A 19,524-nucleotide genomic window follows, 5' to 3' on the forward strand; every position below is an offset into this window, starting at 1 on the left:
CCTCCGCCGCGCGAGGCAGCCCGTCCCCCACCATCGCCACCAGCGCGTCCGTGCCCCACACGGCCAGCAGCAGCCCCAGTCCGCCGCCCACCGCCGACAGCACCAGGCTCTCGGTGAGGAACTGCGCCACCAGTCGCCCACGGCTCGCGCCCAGCGCCGCGCGGATGGACACCTCGCGTGCACGCGCCGTCGCCCGGGCCAGGAGCAGGTTCGCCACGCTGCTGCACGCCACCAGCAACACGAAGCCCACCGCGCCCAGCAGGAGCCACAGCGTCCCGCGCACCTGGCCCACCACCTCGTCCTCCAGCGACTTCACGGTGATGGTCCAGCCGTAGTCCTTGTAGCTCTGCTCGTACAGGGTCTCCATCTCCCGCCCCACCCGGTCCATGTCCGCCTTCGCCGCCTCCAGCGTCATGCCGGGCTTCAGCCGCCCCACCACGCTGAGGAAGTGGTAGCCACGCGAAACCTCCGCCGCCTGCTCCTGCGTGGGCGCCAGGGGCGCGTACAGGTCCGTGTCCGCCGGGTACTCCACGCCGGGCGGCAGCACGCCCACCACCGTGTACGTGTCCCCGTCGAGCCGGAGCTCGCGGCCCAGCACGCTCGAGTCCGCCGCGAAGCGCGTGCGCCACGTCTTGTGCGTCAAGACCACCACCTTGTCGCGCCCCAGCGCCTCCTCCTCTTCGGAGAAGGCGCGGCCCAGCACCGGAGACACGCCCAGCGTGGGGAACAGCGAGGCCGTGGAGCGCGTCAACTGGAGCCGCTCCGGCGCGTCGCCCCCGGTGAGCGTGACATTGTTCGCATCGAACGCCGCCAGCGAGCCGAAGGCCTTGGGCATCGTGAGGTAGTCCCGGTACTCGGGCACCGACACGACGATGTCCTTGATGTTCGCCTTGGCGTAGTTGCCCCAGATGTGGACCAGGCGCTCGGGCTGCGTGAAGGGCGGCGGATTCAACAGCACGCCGTTCACCACGCTGAAGACCGCGCTGTTCGCGCCGATGCCCAGCGCCAGCGCCAGCACCGCGATCAACGTGAAGCCCGGGCTCTTGCGCAATGAGCGCACCGCGTAGCGGACATTCTGGAGGAAGGTTCCCACGACGACTCCGAGTGATTCAGGACGCGGTCCTCCCGAGAGCCGCCCCGCCAGGAGCGACCCGGGCGAGGCCCACGAGAGGAGAAAAGGTCAGCGGCGCTGCTCGTCCTGCACGATGCGACCGTCGAAGAGGCTCACCGTGCGCGTCGCGGTGCGCGCGTGCGCCGGGTCGTGTGTCACCATGCAGATGGTGGCGCCCGCCTTGTGCAGGTCCGACAGCAACTGCATCACCGCCTCGCCGTTCTTCGAATCGAGGTTACCGGTGGGCTCGTCGGCCAGCAGGATGAGCGGGTCTCCGGCCACCGCGCGCGCCACGGCGATGCGCTGCTGCTGACCGCCGGAGAGCTGGCCCGGCATGTGCCGCGCGCGGTGCGCCATGCCCACCCGCTCCAGCGCCTTCTCCACCCGCTGCTTGCGCTCGGCGGCGGGCATGCCCCGGTACGTCAGCGGCAGCTCCACGTTCTCGAACACCGTCAGGTCGCCGATGAGGTTGAAGCTCTGGAAGATGAAGCCGATGTGCCGATTGCGCACCAGCGCCCGGTCCGACGCCGACAAATCCAACACGCTCTTTCCATCCAGGAGGTACGTGCCCCGCGTCGTCGTGTCGAGCAACCCCAGCACCGCCAGCAGCGTGGACTTGCCGGAGCCCGAGGGGCCGACAATCGCCACCCACTCCCCCTGGCGGATGTTGAGGTGGATGTTGGAGAGCGCGTGTGTCTCCACCTCCTCCGTCTCGAAGACCTTCGTCAGCCCTTCCAGCGTGATGAGGGACTTGCCCGACTCCACCTTGGCCGCACCCGACAGCACCGCCGCGTCCTCGGAAGCAGGCGTCTCCGCATTGTTGTTCGTCGTCGTCATCATCGCAGCCTCACCCGCTCGACCGCATCCCACGCGGCCATGTCCGACAGCACCACCTGGTCACCTTCCGCGAGGCCCTGAAGCACCTCCACGGCATTCACCGAACCCCGGCCCAGCTGCACCGGCACTCGAATCGCTTCGTCACTGCCCGGCATCAACCGGAACAGCGACATCGTCCCGTTGGGCTGCGCACCGGCCGGACGACCCACCGACAGCACGTTGCCCAGCCGCTCCAGCTCCACGGTGCCCTCCACCGTGAGGTCGGGCCGCGCGCCCTTGGGCAGCTCGTCGGGCAGCGACACCTCCACCCGCACCGTGCCCTGGCTCGCCGCCGGCGCCACGCGCGCCACCGTGCCCTCCACCACGCCGTTGCGCGTATCCACCAGCGCCTTCTGGCCCTGGACGATGTCGCGCGCCTGCGTCTCGGCGATTCTCAGCTCCGCCTTGAGCCGCTCCGGCTTGACGACCTTCGCCAGCAACACGCCCGGCGTCACCCACTGACCCAGCTCCAGCGGCAGCTCCTGCAGCACTCCGTCCTCCCCGGCGAGCACCTTCATCGACTCCACCTGGGTACGACGGAAGCGGGCCACCGCTTTCAATCGCTCCACCTGTCCCTGCAACGCCACCAGCTGGTCCCTCATGCTGGAGGCGACGACGGACAGCTTCTTGCGCTCCAAATCCAGGCGGCGCGTCATCTCGCCCGCCTTCTCGCCCGCCTGCCGCGCGTCGAGCGCGGGGATGAGGTCCTTCTCGACGAGGACGGCGTTGGCGGTGGCGCGGCGCTCGGCGTCGGAGGACTCGGCGGTGAGGGTGGCCACCGCGGCCTCCTGCGCCAGCCGCTGCGTCTCCAGCGTCATGCGCATCTGGATGAACTCCGCCTCGGCGCTGGCGAGCTGCCGCTCCGCCTCCAGCATCTGGAGCTGCACGTCCGGGTTGGCCAGCTCCATGAGGAGCGTGTCCGCCTTCACCGTCGCGCCGGGCCGCACGTGGATTCGCTCCACGCGGCCCGCGGTGTCCGCCGTCAGCCAGCGGATGTACTCGGGCACCAGCGTGCCCGCGCCCTTCACCTGGCGCACCATGGGGCCGCGCTTCACCGTATCCAGCCACACCGAGGCCCGGTCCACCGAGGGCGCCGCCGGACGCAGCCGACCCAGACCCACCGTGACGAGGATGAGCGCGAACGCGCCGCCGATGGCGAACAACCAGGGTTTACGGCGCGGCTTCTTGGCTTTGGGAATGTCCACGGGCCACCCCTAGAGCGAGCCGCGTGCCAACCGTTACACGCGACTCAACCCCAGGAAATTGCTCGGACCCCGCACGCCCCCTCGTGGGCCCGTGCCCGGTTCCGCGAAGTGCTGTCCCAGAAGCGAACAGCACCCCGCCCCGCCCGGCCTCCAGGCGGGTTCACCGTCAGGGGAAGGCGTAGCCCAGGAGCTGCTCGGTCACCTGCCCCTCGCAGTTCGACGCGGGGGAGATGAAGTGGTCCCTGCCCTGACCCAGGTTGCAGCGGTAGAGCGGAACGGTGCCCGGCACCTGCTGCAGGTGGATGTAGCCCACCGGCCCCAGGGGCGGCAGGCCCTCGCAGCCCACGTCCGGGCTGAGCAGGTTGTGGTCGCCCACGCGGCACTCGTACAGCATCCGCATGCCCGGCATGCCGTCGCGCAGCAGCCGCCACGAGGACTCCTGCCGGAAGCCCGGAGGCAGGAGCCGCGACGACGCCCAGTGGCCTCGCGTGGCGTGGTAGCCCCGGCGCAGGCGCGTGTACGGCAGCTCCTCGAAGCCGCAGGAGAGCTGGGGCGGGTTCAAGTCACTGCGGTTGGCCAGCGCCCATGTGCTCCACGACGGCTTCGCGCTCCCGTCAACACGGCGCAGCCCGAGCGCCAGTCCACCCTCCGCCGCGTTGTCGTGCATGCGGTGGTAGATGTAGCTCTCGATGCCGGGCGTCCCCAGCACGTTGCGGAACGAGTCGCACACCGCCGTCTGCTGCGCGGCCTCCGACGACTGCGGCGAGCCGGAGTGGATGCCGCTCTCCGTGAGCTGGATTTCCCACGCGTGCTGCCGGGTGGGGAACGTCTTGCGCAGCCAACCCGCCAGCACGCCCAGGTTGCCGTACGTCACGCGCGGGTAGTCATCCGCGGAGAACTGCGGACGGAACAGGTCCGGCGCGTACGGGTGGTACGCCACGCGCCACGCTCGCGAGCCCACGCGCGCCGCGAAGCCATTCAAGAACGTCGTCGCCGACAGGAGCGGGCTGCTCGCCCCCGGCGCATCCAGCTCCGGACCAAAGTGGTGCGTCAGCGAGATGAGCACCTTCGCCGCCGACTGCCACGTCATCACCTGGTCATAGGCGGCGTTGTAGCTGGCCGCGTACGTGTCCAGCCACGCCGTGGTGTTGCACGCGCCCGCGCCCTGACCGCAGCCGATGTCGAACCAGTCGTTGGAGTTGACCTCGTTGTGGATGACGAAGTCGGCGATGCGACCATGGCCGTTGAGCCCGTTGTAGCGCTGCGCGAGCAGGCCCACGAAGCGGCCGTAGTCCGCCGCGTTGTTGGGCGCGCAGAAGATGTCGAAGCCCGCCGCCGCGGGCGTACACGTGCGCCCCGCGCGCGCCCACGCGGGCACGCCGTACACCACGGCCGTCACCACCACGCCGCGCGCCGTCCACTCGCGGATGGCCGCGTCCACGTTGGCCGCCACCGCGAAGCAGTGCCCCGCGTACTCCACGCGCCCTCCGGTACACGGCGGCGCCTGCACCGACGGCTCCCACGAGGCCCAGACCAGGTTCATCGCCACGCCGCCCGTGTTGTTGCCCGCGAGCTCGTCGTAGCCAGGCCAGAAGTCCGGCTGCACGCCCTTCAGGCGATACGCGGTGCGCGTCGGATACGGCAGGTTCGCCCCCGCCACCGCCGGCAGCAGTCCCACCACGGCCAGAGCCAGCGCCAACCCAAGGGCCCGGCCTCCAAACAGTCCTCGACGCAAGTGACACCTCCCGTGCGCGTCGAGCCCGCCGAGGACCCACTCCCTGTCTCGCGTCCTCAGGCCAACTCAACGAGATAATCAGATTATGCAATTAAAACCATTCTATGTCGTCAAAATTGACTCACAGCTTGTCTTGATTGGAAGTGAGGGAAGTAGGCTGCGCGGCTCATGCCTTCGTCCCTCCTCGAAGTCTTCTTGGAACACGCCCACGACGCGCCGGGCCGGCCGCTGCTCACGTTCGAGCGCGAGTCGACCTCCCACGGCGAGTTCGCCGCGCACGTCGCGGCCTTCGCGAAGGGGCTGCGTCAGCGCGGCCTGCAGCCAGGCGAGCGCGTGGCGCTCTTCCTGGAGAACAGCCCTCGCTTCATCGTCGCCTACCTGGGTGTGCAGCACGCGGGCTGCGTGGTGGTGCTCGTCAACACGGCGTACCGCCAGGTGGAGCTGGCCCACATCCTCGCGGACGCGGAGGTGCACACCTGTGTCACCAGCGCCTCGGGAGTCGCCGAGCTCATCCCCCTGAGAGACCAGCTCCCGTCGCTGCAGTGGCTCGTCACCGTGGAGCCGACCACCGTCGCGCCTCCGGCCTCGCTGGAGGTCATCGACTTCGACACGCTGCTCGAGGAAGGCACGACGTCACCGGTGGCGCTCGCGCTGCCGCGTCCGGAGGACCTGGCGGTGTTGGGCTACACGTCCGGCACCACCGGCCGCTCCAAGGGCGCCATGCTGCTGCACCGCAACCTGCTGGCCAACGTGAAGGCCGTCACCGAGGCGTGGCGCTGGACGGCGGCGGACCGGCTGCTGCTCGCCCTGCCGTTGTTCCACACGCACGGCCTCATGGTGGGCCTGCACGGCACGCTGTACACCGGAGCGAGCCTGGAGTTGCACCGGCGCTTCGTCGCCACGGAGGCGCTGGCCACGTTGCGCGATGACGCCTCGCTGACGATGTTCTTCGGCGTGCCCACCATGTACGGACGGCTGCTGGAGGAGTCACGGCGCACGGGCGTGAAGCCCCGCGAGCTGCGCCTGTGGGTCTCCGGCTCAGCGCCCTTGAGCCCCCAGCTCTTCCACGACATCGAGAAGGACTTCGGCGCGCGCATCCTGGAGCGCTACGGGATGACGGAGACCCTCATGAACACCACCAACCCGTACGACGGCGAGCGCCGGCCGGGCACGGTGGGCTTCCCCTTCCCCGGCCAGCAGGCGCGCGTGGTGGACGTGCGCACGCGCCGGCACCTGCCCCCGGGGGAGATGGGGGAAATCGAAGTCCAGGGCCCCCACGTCTTCGCCGGCTACTGGCGCCGGCCGGATGCCACGTCGGAGTCCTTCGACTCGGAGGGCTGGTTCCGCACGGGCGATTTGGGCGAGCTGGACGCGGACGGATACCTGCGCATCACCGGGCGGGCGCGGGAGCTCATCATCAGCGGCGGCTTCAACGTGTACCCGCGCGAGGTGGAGGAGGTGCTCGCCACGCACCCGGGCGTGGCCGAGGTCGCCGTGCTGGGCCTGCCGGACGCGGACTATGGCGAGCAGGTGGTGGCCGTCGTGGTTCCCCCCGCCGGCGTCCACGCCCCCGAGGCCCAGGCGCTGGTGGACTGGTGCAAGGACAGGCTGGCCAGCTTCAAGAAGCCCCGTCGCGTCGTCTTCATGGACTCGCTGCCTCGCAACGCGCTAGGCAAGGTCCAGAAACACCTGTTGCGAGCCCGACTGCGGTGAGACCCCTGGTCCGCAGCATTCCGAACACACCGCGCTCAAAACCATGGCTTGCGCCGCGCCGTGTCCTACCGTCCCGCCCTGGGGTGGCCGGAGCCGGGGTGGTTCCGCTGAACGAGGCCCCATGTGGTGACCGCGCGCGAAGGGAGGGTGTGCGTCGATGAAGCGGCTGCTCATCGTGGATGACGAGCTGGCCATCGTCGAGGCACTCCAGGACATCCTCTCCGTGGAGGGCTACGGCATCCTCACCGCCTTCAACGGCGCGGAGGGCCTGCAGCGGATGGCGGAGGTGCGTCCGGACCTGGTGCTGCTGGACTTGATGATGCCGGTGATGGACGGCCGGGAGATGCTCCGTCGCATGCGCGACGACGCCTCGCTGCGCACCATTCCCGTGGTGGTGATGAGCGCGGGCCGCATCTCCGAGGAGGAGCGCCGCTCCAGCGCCCGCTTCCTGGCCAAGCCCTTCGAGCTCGACCTGCTGCTGGAGACCATCACCGAGCTGCTCGGCGGGCCCGACGGGCCCACGCCCGGCACTCCAGGGACGGCGGGCTGAGGCACGCCGTCCCGGCGTCGCTCAGCCCGGCGTCGCGCGGAACAGGATGTCGCGGTAGTACTGCAGCTCGTTGATGCTGGAGCGCAGGTCCGCGAGCGCGGTGTGACCGCTGGGCGGCTTTCGCGGCTCCACCAGGTTCGGGTACCACGCGCGCACGAGGACCTTGAGGCTCGTCACGTCCACCATGCGGTAGTGCAGGTAGCGCTCCAGGAGCGGCATGTACTGGAACAGGAAGCGGCGGTCGGTGTGGATGGAGTTGCCAGCCAGCACGCCCTCGCCCAGCGGGCAGTGTTCCGCCACCAGCGCCGTCACTTCCCGCTCCGCCACCCGCAGCGACGTGCTGGAGGCGCGCACCTTCTCGAGCAGGCCGTTGCGCGTGTGCATCTCACGCACCACGGGCTCCATGCGCAGGAGCACTTCCTCCGGCTGCCAGATGACGCGTTCGAACTCCGCGATGGGGCGCAAATCCGGCCCGGTGATGATGACGCCAATCTCGATGATGGCGCACGACTCGGGGTCCAACCCGGTCATCTCCAGGTCCAGCCAGACAAAGCGGGGTTCACGCGAGCGCATTCCGATGCCTATACCAGCCCCCGCGCCCATGCGGGGCCTCAATACTCCGCTTCAGACTTCCACCTCGCATTCGGCGGTCCACCGACCGTCCGCGCTCCGGCGCACGGTGGGTCCGCTCAGGGTGACGCCTCTCACGTCCCGAGAGGGACGGTGCCTCACCGGGTCCAGGTGCTCACCGTAGCCACGGCCGAACAGGCGCGGCCCATCCAGGCGCACCGCGAAGCAGCGGAAGCGCAGTCGCCGCGAGCCCATGAGCTGGACGACGGAGCGCAGCCAGTCCATCAGCAGCCCCTCCCGGTCGACGGCGTCGCACACCACGTCCACCTCCTCGCGCACCTCCACGGTGGACGGGTCCGTCACGCGCGTGCACAGCGCGAGCGCGACCTGCTCGAAGGCCTCCTCGGGCGTGCGGCCCTCGCCTCGCACCGCGACTTCGCCGCCCCGGGAGAAGACCTCCCAGCGCGGGGGCGGCGACTCTTCGCCTGTCCACGACTCGGTGCTCATTCACGCGCCTCCAGTCGAGGTGCATCCAGGTGGCGCGTGAACCAGTCCGCCGCGCGGCGCGCCACCTCCTCCAGCGTGCCGGGCTCCTCGAACAGGTGGGTGGCGCCGGGGATGACGATGAGGGACTTGGCGGCGGACAGCTCGTCGAACGCGTCCTGGTTCAGCTCCAGCACGTCCACGTCCAGGCTGCCCACCAGGAGCAGCGTGGGCGCGCGGACCCGGGCCAGCGCGGGACCGGCCAGGTCCGGCCTGCCACCGCGAGACACCACCGACTGGACGAGCTCCGGGTGCAGCGCGGCCGCCACCAGCGCCGCGGCGGCGCCGGTGCTGGAGCCGAAGTAGCCCAGGCCCATCCCGGACAGCTCCGGCTGGGCCTGCGCCCACCGCGTCACGGCGATGAGCCGCCGCGCGAGGAAGGGGATGTCGAAGCGCAGCTCGCCGGTGCCCGCGTCCATCGCCTCCTCGTCCGCGCCGAGCAAATCGAACAGCAGCGTGGCCAGCCCCGCGTCGCGCAGGCTCCGCGCGACGGCGCGGTTGCGGGGGCTGAAGCGACTGCTGCCGCTGCCGTGCGCGAAGACCACCAGCCCGCGCGCGCCCGGAGGAAGCCCCAGACTGCCGCCCAGCTCCACCCGCCCGGAGCGCACCGCCACCTCGTGGACCTCTTGGTCCTTCGGGTCGTCCTGCCACATGGAGCCGCCCTCCTCGCGTCACGGGTTCACATCGTCACAAGCCCAAGGCTTCACGACTCACGGCGCACGGCTCACATCCAGGACCCACCCGGGTCCGTGGACTCCAGCACCGCCTGGGAGCGCCATGGCGGCTGGCGCGAGCGCTCGACCAGGTTCTGCAGCTCCACGTCCGGGAACGCGCGGAAGTCGTCGTACGCCTCGGCCACGGAGCGCATCCCCGCCTCCGTCGAAACGCACGCCACCGCGTCCGCCTCCCTTCGCAGCACCTCCAGCCCCTGGGGCGAGGCCACCGGGGTGCCCATCACCAGCCGGGCCGGATGCAGGAGCCGCAGGGCCCTCAGCGCGGCGGCGGCGGTGGCGCCCGTCAGCACGCCGTCATCCACCAGCAGCACCGTGCGGCCGCCCAGCTCCGGCGGAGGACGTCCGCGCAGCCGCCGCACCTGCTCCTCCACCACGCTGGCCTCTTCGCTCACCAGCGAGTCCACCTCGCTCCTGGGCAGGGGCGCCAGCCGCAGCGAATCCGAGAGCAGATACTGGCCGCCTCCCTCGGACACCGCGCCCAGGGTCAGCGCCCGTCCGGGGATGCTCAGCCGCCTCGACACCCAGACGTCCAGTGGGACTTCCAGCGCGCGGGCCACCTCGTACGCCACCCGAAGCCCCCCGCGAGCCACCCCCAGCACGCGCGCGTCCGAGCCCCGGTAGGGCAGGAGCATCGTTGCCAGCCGTCGCCCGGCGTCCGCTCTGTCGCGAAAGCGCATCATCACTCTCCTTGTCCCTAGGAAAAGCACGCCCGGGCTCGCTGGCGGCGAAGGGGCGGACAACGGCTCTCCCGGAGGCACGTCGCCAGGGGAGGCAGCGAGCGCCGAGCCCCCGGGCCACCGGGCGCGCTAGGGTTGGGCCATGGACCCCATCCTCCTCATCGGCACCGCCAGTCCCCACCTGGGACGTGAGCTCGCCCTGGCCCTGGGCGTGGCGCCCGCTGACTGTCACTTCGAGCGGTTTCCCGATGGAGAGATGCACCTGGAGGTCCCCGCCGCCGTGCGAGGGCGCACCGTGGTGCTGGTGCAATCGCTGACGCCTCCGGCGGGAGAGCACCTGCTGGAGCTGCTGCTGATGGCGGACGCGTGCTGGCGGGCCGGCGCGGCGCGGCTGGAGGCGGTGGTGCCGTACCTCGGTTACGCGCGGCAGGACCGACGCGCACGGCCGGGCGAGCCCCTGGGCGGTCGCCTGGTGGCGGACATGCTGTCCCAGGGCCGCTTCGCGCGAGTGCTGGTGGTGGACCTGCACAGCCCCGCGCTGGAGGGGTGCTTCGGCGCGCCGCTGGAGCACCTCACCGCGCTGCCGGTGCTGGCGGAGGCGCTGCGGCCCCACGTCACGGACACCTCGGTGGTGGTGGCGCCGGACCTGGGCGCGGTGAAGCGCGCGGAGGCGCTGGCGCGGCTCCTGGGCCGTCCGTGGGCGGTGATTCACAAGGTGCGGCTGAGCGGCGACGAGGTGCACGCCAGCGGCCTCATGGGCGAGGTGCGCGGCAAGCGGCCCATCCTGGTGGACGACATGGTGTCCACGGGCGGCACACTGGTCGCGGCGGCGGGCACGCTGCGCGCCGCGGGGTGCGCGGATGACCTGACGGTGGTGACGACCCACGCGCTGCTGGTGGGCCCGGCGGTGGAGCGGCTGAGCGCGCTGCCGGTGACTCAGCTCGTGAGCACCGACAGCGTGGAGCCACCCTCGGGGCTGCCGTTCGGGCACCGGGTGGTGACGCTCGCTCCGCTGGTCGCCCGCGCGCTGCGGCCGTGAGCAGGTGGGAGCATGCGTGGGAGAAGTGGGCACACGAGGGCCCGGCGCTCGCGGGCCGGGCGCGGCGAGGGGTGCAAGTTGAGCCCGCGCCGGGGATGGACTCGGTCTAGGCTTGCCCCATGTCCGACACGTTGCTGACGAAGCGGGAAGCGGGGGTCCTCACCCTCACCTTCAACCGACCCGAGAAGAAGAACGCCTTCACGCATGCGATGTACGAGGCGGCCACCGCCGCGCTCAAGCAGGCGGCGACGGACGACGAAGTCCGCGTGGTGCTGCTCACCGGCGCGGGCAGCGTCTTCACCGCGGGCAATGACATCGGCGACTTCATGGAGCACCCGCCCGCGGGCGAGGACAGCGCGGTGTTCCTCTTCCTCAAGGCGCTGGTGGACGCACCCAAGCCCGTGCTGGCGGCCGTGGATGGCCCCGCGGTGGGCATCGGCACGACGATGCTGCTGCACTGTGACTACGTGGTGGCGAGCGAGCGCGTGCGCTTCCACATGCCCTTCGTCCAGCTCGGTCTGTGCGCGGAAGGCGCCAGCAGCCTGCTGATTCCGCGCATGGCCGGCTACGCGCTGGCCAGCGAGCTGCTGCTGTTCGGCGAGCCCTTCGACGCGGCGACCGCGCTGCGCGCCGGCATCATCAACAAGGTGGTGTCCGCCGAGAGCCTCCAGGAAGTGGCCGCCGAGCGCGCCCGTACCCTGGCCTTGCGTCCCGCCGAGGCCGTGCGCGTGACGAAGGAGCTGATTCGGGGACCGCGCCGCGAGGAGACGCACGCCACGCTGGCGCGCGAGGGCGCGAAGTTCATCGAGCGCCTGGGCTCCACGGAGGCGCAGGAAGCCTTCATGGCCTTCATGTCGCGCGGCAGCAAGAAGTAGCCGCCCTCGGGGACCTCATGAGCCCGGAGCCAGCGCTGGCCCCGGGCTCGAACTCCGGACTCCGGACGTGGGTCAGCGCGTCGTCGGAGCCTGCGGCGGACGAGGCGTGCCGCGCCCGGTGAGGAAGGACTCGATGCTGGCCGCCTGCGCCGACTTCAGCGCGACGCACTGGTCCACCGACTCCAGAATCTGCGCCAGCATGCGAGGCCCGCCCGGCGCGTTCGCGTTGCGCGTCGTGAAGAAGTCCGAAATCTCCTGCCGCCGCTCCGGACTGCAGAAGCCGCCGGCCACGAAGACCATCCGGCCAGCCGCGTCCTTCGGCAGGAGCGCGTCGGGCGAGTCCCCCACCAGCCGGTCGTAGTTCTCCTTCACGAAGTCGAGCGCCACGCCCTGCGTGCCCGCGTGCTGCGTGGCCCCGAACACCATCCACATCGTCTCACGCGGGTCCAACGCCTTGTCGAACACCAGCGACAGGCCCTGCTTCACCAGCACCGGGTCCCTGAAGCCGCTCAGCGCCCCCAGCAGGTGCTGACGCGTGGAGCGGTCCTTCTCCGAGCGCACCGCCGTGAGGAGCTTCTGCTGGAAGGCCGCGTCCCCGTGCGCCGCGGCGACCGCGAGCACCGCGTCCACCATCTCCGGTTCAATCGCGCGCTTGTCGGTGAGCCACTTGTCCGAGAGCGCCCGAGCCTCCGCGACAATCTTCGGGTCCGCGCCGTCGCGGCCCGCCACCCGCACCAGGCGCGGACGCAACAGGCGCGTGTCCTCGCTCTCGCCCTTGCGCGAGGCGAAGCCCAACTGCCGGGCCCGGGGGCCGTACGTCTCACGCAGGAAGCGCGCACGGTCCGGAAGGCGCGCCTCCGGCAACAGCCGCGCGCTCGACAGGTCCAGCATGTCCATCGTGCTCTCGACGATGACGCGGTCCGGGTCCTGGGCCATGCGGGCCGCCAGCGCCAGCGCCTCGGAGGCCGGCAGCGCCCCGGACAGGGCCAGCGCCTTCACGTCCCCCAGCAGCGCCACGCGCTCCGAGCGCGACAGCTTCGCCACGCCCGTCTTCAGGAGCTTCGTCGCCGCGTCCCCCGCGAGCTGCATGCGGAAGAAGCCCGCGCCCTCCGCGTTGGGGAACACCCAGGCCGGGCACGTCTTCGCCTCCGGCAGGACGACCTCGGCGCGCTCTCCCTCCAGCACCGTGCAGGCGCGCGCGTCCTTGTTGCCCGCCGCGTACTCCACGCACACGGGCACCTTCCACGTCTGCGGCCCCGGCGCCTGCGAGCCCAGCCGCAGGTAGCGCTGCTGGGTGAGGACCACCTTCGGCTGACCCGCGCCACACTCCAGCGACGCGGTGACGAGCGGCGCGCCGCCCTGGTCCAGGAACGTCCCCAGCACGCCCGTCACGTCCTTGCCCGCCTCGGCGGACAGCGCGTCCAGGAAGTCCTTCGCCGTGGCGTTGTCGTGCGCGTGCTTGCGCAGGTAGCGCTGGATGCCCTTGCGGAACACCTCACGCCCCAGCCACTCCTCCGTCATGGTGAGGACCGCGGAGCCCTTGCCGTAGGTGATGCCGTCGAACGCGTTGTGGATGTCATTGGCCGTGTCGATGGGCTGACGGATGCGGCGCGCGGACAGGAGGCTGTCGGAGTCCAGCGAGCGGCTGCGGTCCTGCACGCGCTCCACCGGCGCGTCCCACGACGGCTGCCACGTCTCGATGATGCGCGGGGTCACCCAGGTCGCGAAGGATTCGTTGAGCCACAGGTCGTCCCACCACGCCAGCGTGACGAGGTTGCCGAACCACTGGTGCCCCAGCTCGTGCACCTGCGTGTCGGAGAAACCGCGCTGCCGGCTGAGCGAGTCCTCTTCCGGCTTCGCCAGCATCATCCGCGAGTTGAACGTCACCAGGCCCGGGTGCTCCATGGCGCCACCGAGCAGCGGCACCGCGATGACGTCCAGCTTCTCGTACGCGTAGGGGATGCCGAAGTAGTCCTCCAGCGCGGCGAGGATTTCGGGCGTCACCTTGGCGGCGTAGGTGCCTTCGACGGCGCGGCCCTTCGGGGTGATGATGCGCGTCTTCACCTTCTTCTGGCCGGAGTCCGCGGCGGCGAGGAAGTCGAACGGGCCCACGCCGAAGGCGATGAGGTAGGAGGGCAGGGGCTGGGTGCGCGCGAAGCGGTAGGTGCGGCCACCGTCCGGGCGGGCCTCCTCGGCGAGCTGCGGCGTGTTGGTGACGGCCACGTTGCCCGCGGGCACATGGAACGTCAGCTGCCAGGGCACCTTGAACTCGGGCTCGTCGAAGCACGGGAACACGCGCCGCGCGTCGATGGGCTCGAACTGCGTGTAGACGTACCAGTCGCCGCCCTCGTTGACGCGGAAGGCGCCGTCCGTCTCCTTCTCGGAGGCGGTGCCCTCGTACACCACGCGCAGCTTCGCGGTGCCGATGGCCAGCGGCTTCGCCAGCGAGAAGCCGAGGAAGTCACCCTTCTCGCTCTTCAGCGGCGTCACGTCGATGGTGGCGCCCGCCTGCATCAGCGAGGCCTCCTTCACCGTGAGGTTCTTTCCGTGCAGCCACACGATGGAGGTGGGCTGGGCCACGTCGAGCCCGATGCTCGCCGTGCCCTGGAAGGCGGAGACCTTCGGGTCCAGCGTGAGCTCCACCGCATAGCCATTGGGACGCACGTCCTTGGGCAGACGCAGCGTGGGCGGCGTGGGAGCGGCCGAGGCCGCGGAGGATGAAGCGGGAGCAGTCGCTGCGGGCTCGGCGGCCGGAGGGTTCTGCCGGGCACCGCACGCGCACAACAGGGCAACGGTGGACAGAACCACCGCTCGGAGCAGGTTGGGCATGGCGCGCATAGTGGCCCATGCCGGGCAGCCAGGGTAGCGCCGCGCATGAGTGTGTTCTTGCCGTAATCTTCACTTCGGGGTGGAGTGCCTCCGTGTCCTCGCCCGCTCCCATTTCCGACCAGACAGTCCCGCCAGCGAACGCCGCGAAGGTGCCCTCCGAGCATCTGCGCCGTGTCATCGGCACGCCTCCGGGCCCGGTGGTGAAGTTCGTGACGCGCTTCGTCTTCGCGTTCCTCACGTGGCTGTCGTTCGCGTCACGCGACGCAATCGCCCGCTTCGTGGGCAACCTGGCGTACACGCTGGGCATCCGCCGCCGCGTCGCGCTGGACAACCTGGCGCACGCGCTGCCGGAGAAGACCGACGCGGAGCGACGGGACATCGCGCGGGGCGCGTACATCAACATGTCGCGCGTGGTGCTGGAGTCGGTGCCCTCGGGAGACCGGCTGACGTCGGACTGGGCCGAGCAGGGCGTCGAGGGCACGGAGGCCTGGGAGGCGCTGAAGGCGCGCGTGGCCACGGGCAAGGGCGCGCTGATGGTGACGGCGCACTTCGGCAACTGGGAGCTTTTGGGAGACATGCTGGTGCGCCTGGGCGTGCCACTGGTTGCGCTGGTGCGTCCGTTGAAGGGCGCGCTCAACACGCGCATCGCGGAGAACCGGGTGCGCCTTCCCGCGGGGCTCATCTATCCGCGCGGCGCCATCCAGGAGCTTTCGGAAGCGGTGGAGCGCGGCGAGTCGCCCTTCATGCTGCTGGACCAGGCGCTGCCGGCGAAGGCGGCGGTGTTCGTTCCGTTCTTCGGGAGGCTCGCCTCCACGACGCCCGCCATGGCGGTGGCCGCGCAGCGCACGGGCGCGCCGGTGTTCGTGGTGATGGGCGTGCGCAACGGCAAGCTGGGCCCCAGGCTGCGGCTGGAAGTGGAAGGGCCCATCCTCCCGCCCGCGCCTGGCGAGTGCGAGGACCCGATTGCGGAGCACACCGCGCGCGTCACCGCGGCGCTGGAGCGCTGCATCCGCAAGTACCCGCACCAGTGGATGTGGCTGCACCGCCGCTGGAAGGTGCAGCCTCCCAGCGCGACGGACGCGAAGCGCTGAGCGTCGCTACTCCACCACCACGCGCCGCAGGTGCGCGCCCAGGCGCGCGACAATCTCGTAGTGCAGCGTCTGCGCCCAGCCGGCGAGCGACTCGGCGCTGATGGACTCGTCGCCTTCGCGCCCCAGCAACGTCGCCGTCACGGGGCGCTCGTCATGCGCGGCGCGCGTCACGTCGACGATGAGGTGGTTCATCATCACCCGGCCCAGCACCGCGCACCGCCGCCCGTTCACCAGCACGTGCGCCTTGCCCGAGGCCAGCCGTGGATAGCCGTCGTAGTAGCCCACGGGCAGCACCGCGATGCGCGTGGGCTCCGACGTCCGGTAGGTGCAGCCGTAGCCCACATAGCTGTCCGCGGGCAGCCACTTCACCACCTGGCTGCGGCACCGCCACGACAACACCGGCTTGAGCACCGGCACCTCGCCCAACACCAGCCGCGCCGACAACCGCGTCTCCGCCGACGGCCACAGCCCATACAGCGAAATCCCTACCCGCTGCGCCTCGTAGCGCGCCCGGGGCAACACCAGCGCCGCGGCGCTCGCGGCGATGTGCCGCTGCAGCACCCGCCCCTCGCCCAGCTGTCCCGACAAGAGCCGCAGCCCCGTCTCGAACGCGTCCACCTGCGCCAGCGCGTAGCCCTGCTCCGTCACGTCCTCCGTGTTGGCGAAGTGGCTCAGCCCGCCCACCACCTCCAGCACGTCCCGCGCGTCGACCAGGAACTGTGTCTCGCGCGGGAGCTGCTCCAGCGTGAAGCCCTCGCGCCCCAGGCCCGTGTCGATGTGGACGTGGACCCGCAGCGGCCGCTCCAGCTTCGCCGCGCGCAGCACCGGCACCGCGTCTTCCCAGCCACGGTCCGCCACCACCACCTCCACCCCCTCGCGCGCCAACACCACCGCCTCGTGCGGCGCCACCGCGCCCAGCACCACCACCTGCCGGGGAGGCAGGCCCTGGGCCCGCTCGTACTCACGCACCTTCAGCGCGTCCTGCGGCGCGATGAAATACAGGAGGTCCACCAGCCCGTGGACCAGCGGCAGCACCTGCGCCAGCCCGTGCCCATAGGCGTTGCCCTTGAGCACCACGCCCAGCGACTGCGACGTCCCTCCCCGCCCCTCCAGCGCCCGGAACACCTCCACGTTGTGCCGCAGCGCCCCCGCGCTCAGCTCCAACCACGAGGTATGGGCCGCATCCCCGGGCCCGCCGCCAATTGACTCCACGTTCACCTCCACCACGTCGACTCCCGCCCCATACCAGCAATGGACGGGCCATGGGCTTCGCGGCCCCTGGGACACAGGCGCCCGCGTATGGAGCAGGCGCACCGGGGGACCGTCCGGGCCCACCCCTTGTCATACCTGTTGTCCCGGAGCCCTCCTCCATCAGCGAACCCAGGCAAACAAGAGTTCACTTCGGAAATGGTTGAATCCGGATTACGCGAGGGGGGTGCTATCGTCCCACGGCGTGTCCCCCCCGGACGTTTCCCTGGCCCAGGCCTTCATCGCCGCGCGTGGTGTTTCCTCCGCGCCGGAGCCGTCGCTGCCCCTGCTGCAGGAGCGGCTGACGCGCGCGTTGTCCACCGCGCGCGCGGCCTGGCCCGGGGTGGAGCTGGAAGGCGTGCGCTTCGTCAGTCATCTGGCGCGGCTGCTCCCCACGCAGGCGCCCTCCGAGGACGTGGAGAAGTTCCACCTCCCGGACGTGTACCTGGCTCGCGCAGCCGCGGACCGGCTGCCCTCCGCGCTGAACGCCTTCGAGTCGAGCTTCCTGCCCGAGGTGAACGCGGCCGTCGCGCGGCTGAAGCTGCCGCCCACGGGGCTCGACGAGGTCCGCCAGCTGCTGCGCCAGCGCATGCTCGTGGGCAGCGCCGACTCTCCCGCGCGGCTGGCCGCCTACCCGGGGACGGGTCCGCTCAGCGGGTGGGTGCGGGCCGCGGCGCTGTGGCTCGCGCTCGACTGGCAGCGCCAGCGCAGCGGACATCCCCAGGCGGATGACGGTGACTTGTCGCTGCTCGTGGCGCCGGGGGACGACCCGGAGCTGCTCTATCTCAAGAACACGTACCGCGCGGAGTTCAGCACCTCGTTCTCCGCGGCGCTCGGAATCCTGGAGCCCCGTCAGCGCAACTTCCTGCGCCTGAAGTACCTGGACGGGCTGAGCATCGACCAGCTCGGCGCGCTCTACGGCGTGCATCGCTCCACCGCGGCGCGGTGGGTGGTGGCCGCGCAGGACGCGCTGCTCCAGGAGACCCGACGGTTGCTCACCGAGCGGCTGCGCCTCACCGGCTCCCAGCTCGACAGCGTGTTGCGCCTCATCTCCAGCCAGCTCGACGTGAATCTCAGCCGCCTGCTGCGCTCGAAAGCGGACTGACGCCGCGGACCCCGCACCTCCCGGGAGGGTTCCCCGGGGCGTCGAAGCGAATTAAAGAAGAGGCGGGATGCGAACGCTCTTCATCGGAGACGTCCATGGCTGCGCGGAGGAGCTGAACGCGCTGCTGGCCGTGTGTGGCTGGCGGCCGGACGACCGCGTGGTGCTGGTGGGCGACCTGGTGGCGAAGGGGCCGGACTCCGCGGGCGTGGTGCGGTGCGCTCGCGAGCGCGGGCTGCTCGCGGTGCGAGGCAACCACGACGCGCACGTGCTGCGCTGGCACACGGGACACGCCCCCGAGGGCAAGAAGCTGGGCAAGGAGCACCGACAGGTCCTGGAGACGCTGACGGCCGAGGACTGGACGTACCTGGAGGCCCAGCCGCTGTATCGCCGCTTCCCGGACCTGAATGTCCTCGCGGTGCACGGAGGGCTGGTGCCAGGAGTCCCGCTGGAAGCGCAGCGCGCGGATGAACTGCTCAACCTGCGCAGCATCGCCCCGGACGGGACGCCGTCGAAGCGCGTGGATGGCGGCGTGCCCTGGGCCAGCTGCTGGAAGGGCCCGGAGCTGGTCATCTTCGGCCACGACGCCATGCGCGGCGTGCAGCAGCACTCGCATGCGGTGGGCCTGGACTCGGGCTGCGTGTACGGCGGGCGCCTCACGGCCTACGTGATGCCGGAAGGACGCCTCGTCTCCGTGCCAGCCCGCCGCGCCTACGTGGACGTGAACGGCTCGCCGTGAGCCCGCGCCCCGCGCTCAGATGATTCCGCCGTTGGCGCGCAGCACCTGCCCGTTGACCCAGCCGGCGTCGGGGCCAGCGAGGAAGGCGACGGTGGCGGCGATGTCCGTGGGCTGGCCCAGTCGCTCCAGCGGCGCGAGCTTCGCCAGGCGGTCGACGAGGTCCTGGGGCTTGCCCTTGAGGAACAGGTCCGTGGCGGTGGGACCCGGGGCCACGGCGTTGACGGTGATGTTCCGTCCGCGCAGCTCCTTGGCCAGCACGCTCGTCATCGCCTCCACCGCCGCCTTGGTGCCCGCGTACACGCCGTAGGTCGGCTGCAGCAGGCCCACCACGCTGGAGGAGAAGTTGATGATGCGCCCGCCGTCGCGCAGCCGCCGGGCCGCTTCCCGCAGGGTGTTGAAGGTGCCCTGGAGGTTGACCGCGATTTGCCGCTCGAACACGGCGTCGTCGGTGTCCGCCAGCGTGGAGAGGCTCATGATGCCCGCGTTGTTGACGAGCACGTCCACGCCGCCGAACGCCGTCTCGGCCGCGTCGAACAGGCGCCGCACGTCCGCGCTCTGGCTGACATCCGCCCGGGCGGCCAGGGCCTTGCCGCCCGCCTGCTCAATCTCGCGGACCAACGCCTCCGCGGGCGCGGCGGACTCCGCGTAGTTGACGATGACGGTGAAGCCGTCCTGGGCCAGCCGCCTCGCGACGGCGGCGCCGATACCTCGGGAAGCGCCGGTGACGAGGGCCACCTTCGGGGTCTGTGCATTCATGTCGTTTCTCCTGTCCGGCGTTTCGTCGCCGGCATGGGAGAAACAATGGGCCTTCGCCTCCGCGAAATAATGCCCTGGGAACCGGCATCACAGTTCCGCCGGGGCGAACAATCGGGCCAGGCGGAGGCCCT

18 protein-coding genes are annotated in these 19,524 nt (G+C 70.9%); 7 read left to right on the forward strand and 11 right to left on the reverse strand.

The genetic code is table 11. The features are described from left to right. The 4 genes from HR086_RS17470 to HR086_RS17485 form a co-directional block, all read right to left on the reverse strand. A partial coding sequence (locus HR086_RS17470; RefSeq protein ID WP_174466174.1) for an ABC transporter permease occupies window positions 1-1,093 on the reverse strand: 1,093 nt, incomplete at its 3' end. An 87-nt stretch (window positions 1,094-1,180) separates the two neighbouring features. Continuing rightward, window positions 1,181-1,951 carry an ABC transporter ATP-binding protein gene (locus tag HR086_RS17475; RefSeq protein ID WP_141642615.1) on the reverse strand — a complete coding sequence of 257 codons (771 nt, stop codon included), beginning with the start codon at window positions 1,949-1,951 and terminating at the stop codon, window positions 1,181-1,183. Further along, the gene (locus HR086_RS17480; RefSeq protein WP_174453758.1) at window positions 1,948-3,192 is read right to left on the reverse strand and encodes an HlyD family efflux transporter periplasmic adaptor subunit; all 1,245 of its coding nucleotides are present in this window, start codon (window positions 3,190-3,192) and stop codon (window positions 1,948-1,950) included. The genes HR086_RS17475 and HR086_RS17480 overlap by 4 nt, the downstream gene beginning before the upstream one ends. A gap of 166 nt (window positions 3,193-3,358) precedes the next feature. Next, window positions 3,359-4,891: a DUF5722 domain-containing protein gene (locus HR086_RS17485; RefSeq protein ID WP_174453757.1), complete on the reverse strand. Its 1,533-nt coding sequence runs from the start codon at window positions 4,889-4,891 to the stop codon at window positions 3,359-3,361. Window positions 4,892-5,095: 204 nt separating this feature from the next. Between HR086_RS17485 and HR086_RS17490 the strand changes: the two genes are divergently transcribed. Further along, complete coding sequence (locus HR086_RS17490; RefSeq protein ID WP_174460599.1) at window positions 5,096-6,640, forward strand: AMP-binding protein; 1,545 nt, start codon at window positions 5,096-5,098, stop codon at window positions 6,638-6,640. Window positions 6,641-6,797: 157 nt separating this feature from the next. After that, a complete protein-coding gene (locus HR086_RS17495) occupies window positions 6,798-7,190 on the forward strand; it encodes a response regulator (protein ID WP_141642612.1) in 393 nt (130 codons plus the stop codon). Between the two features lie 21 nt (window positions 7,191-7,211). Here HR086_RS17495 and orn read toward each other — a convergent pair whose 3' ends face one another. The 4 genes from orn to HR086_RS17515 all read right to left on the reverse strand — a co-directional run bounded on the left by orn (window position 7,212) and on the right by HR086_RS17515 (window position 9,717). Further along, on the reverse strand, window positions 7,212-7,763 hold the full coding sequence (orn, locus tag HR086_RS17500; protein WP_141642611.1) for an oligoribonuclease: 552 nt from the start codon (window positions 7,761-7,763) through the stop codon (window positions 7,212-7,214). 51 nt (window positions 7,764-7,814) lie between these two features. Beyond that, window positions 7,815-8,267 (reverse strand): archease, encoded by a 453-nt coding sequence (locus HR086_RS17505; RefSeq protein ID WP_174453755.1) that lies wholly within the window; start codon window positions 8,265-8,267, stop codon window positions 7,815-7,817. After that, window positions 8,264-8,956 (reverse strand): dienelactone hydrolase family protein, encoded by a 693-nt coding sequence (locus HR086_RS17510; RefSeq protein WP_174460598.1) that lies wholly within the window; start codon window positions 8,954-8,956, stop codon window positions 8,264-8,266. The genes HR086_RS17505 and HR086_RS17510 overlap by 4 nt, the downstream gene beginning before the upstream one ends. A 71-nt stretch (window positions 8,957-9,027) precedes the next feature. Next, window positions 9,028-9,717 carry a phosphoribosyltransferase gene (locus HR086_RS17515; RefSeq protein WP_246137163.1) on the reverse strand — a complete coding sequence of 230 codons (690 nt, stop codon included), beginning with the start codon at window positions 9,715-9,717 and terminating at the stop codon, window positions 9,028-9,030. Window positions 9,718-9,856: 139 nt separating this feature from the next. Between HR086_RS17515 and HR086_RS17520 the strand changes: the two genes are divergently transcribed. Both HR086_RS17520 and HR086_RS17525 read left to right on the forward strand, forming a co-directional pair. Continuing rightward, complete coding sequence (locus HR086_RS17520; protein WP_141642608.1) at window positions 9,857-10,753, forward strand: ribose-phosphate pyrophosphokinase; 897 nt, start codon at window positions 9,857-9,859, stop codon at window positions 10,751-10,753. Window positions 10,754-10,872: 119 nt separating this feature from the next. Then, window positions 10,873-11,628 (forward strand): enoyl-CoA hydratase, encoded by a 756-nt coding sequence (locus tag HR086_RS17525; protein WP_174466175.1) that lies wholly within the window; start codon window positions 10,873-10,875, stop codon window positions 11,626-11,628. Window positions 11,629-11,700: 72 nt separating this feature from the next. Here HR086_RS17525 and HR086_RS17530 read toward each other — a convergent pair whose 3' ends face one another. Further along, entirely contained in the window at window positions 11,701-14,457 is a 2,757-nt protein-coding gene (locus HR086_RS17530; RefSeq protein WP_174460597.1) for a M1 family metallopeptidase, read from the reverse strand. Window positions 14,458-14,549: 92 nt separating this feature from the next. Between HR086_RS17530 and HR086_RS17535 the strand changes: the two genes are divergently transcribed. Beyond that, entirely contained in the window at window positions 14,550-15,548 is a 999-nt protein-coding gene (locus HR086_RS17535; protein ID WP_246137162.1) for a lysophospholipid acyltransferase family protein, read from the forward strand. Window positions 15,549-15,554: 6 nt separating this feature from the next. Here HR086_RS17535 and alr read toward each other — a convergent pair whose 3' ends face one another. Next, window positions 15,555-16,775: an alanine racemase gene (alr, locus tag HR086_RS17540; protein ID WP_174460596.1), complete on the reverse strand. Its 1,221-nt coding sequence runs from the start codon at window positions 16,773-16,775 to the stop codon at window positions 15,555-15,557. Between the two features lie 226 nt (window positions 16,776-17,001). On the opposite strand from alr, the gene HR086_RS17545 reads away from it, so the two are divergent. Then, entirely contained in the window at window positions 17,002-17,901 is a 900-nt protein-coding gene (locus HR086_RS17545; RefSeq protein WP_371745640.1) for a transcriptional regulator, read from the forward strand. Between the two features lie 67 nt (window positions 17,902-17,968). Beyond that, window positions 17,969-18,637 (forward strand): metallophosphoesterase, encoded by a 669-nt coding sequence (locus HR086_RS17550; RefSeq protein WP_174453750.1) that lies wholly within the window; start codon window positions 17,969-17,971, stop codon window positions 18,635-18,637. 15 nt (window positions 18,638-18,652) lie between these two features. Here the strand turns inward: HR086_RS17550 and HR086_RS17555 are convergent, their stop codons facing one another. Then, window positions 18,653-19,393, reverse strand: coding sequence for an SDR family oxidoreductase (locus HR086_RS17555; RefSeq protein WP_174453749.1), 741 nt, complete (start codon window positions 19,391-19,393; stop codon window positions 18,653-18,655). Between the last annotated feature and the right edge of the window lie 131 nt (window positions 19,394-19,524).

The organism is Myxococcus sp. CA039A (assembly GCF_013336645.1).
Taxonomy (GTDB): domain Bacteria; phylum Myxococcota; class Myxococcia; order Myxococcales; family Myxococcaceae; genus Myxococcus; species Myxococcus llanfairpwllgwyngyllgogerychwyrndrobwllllantysiliogogogochensis.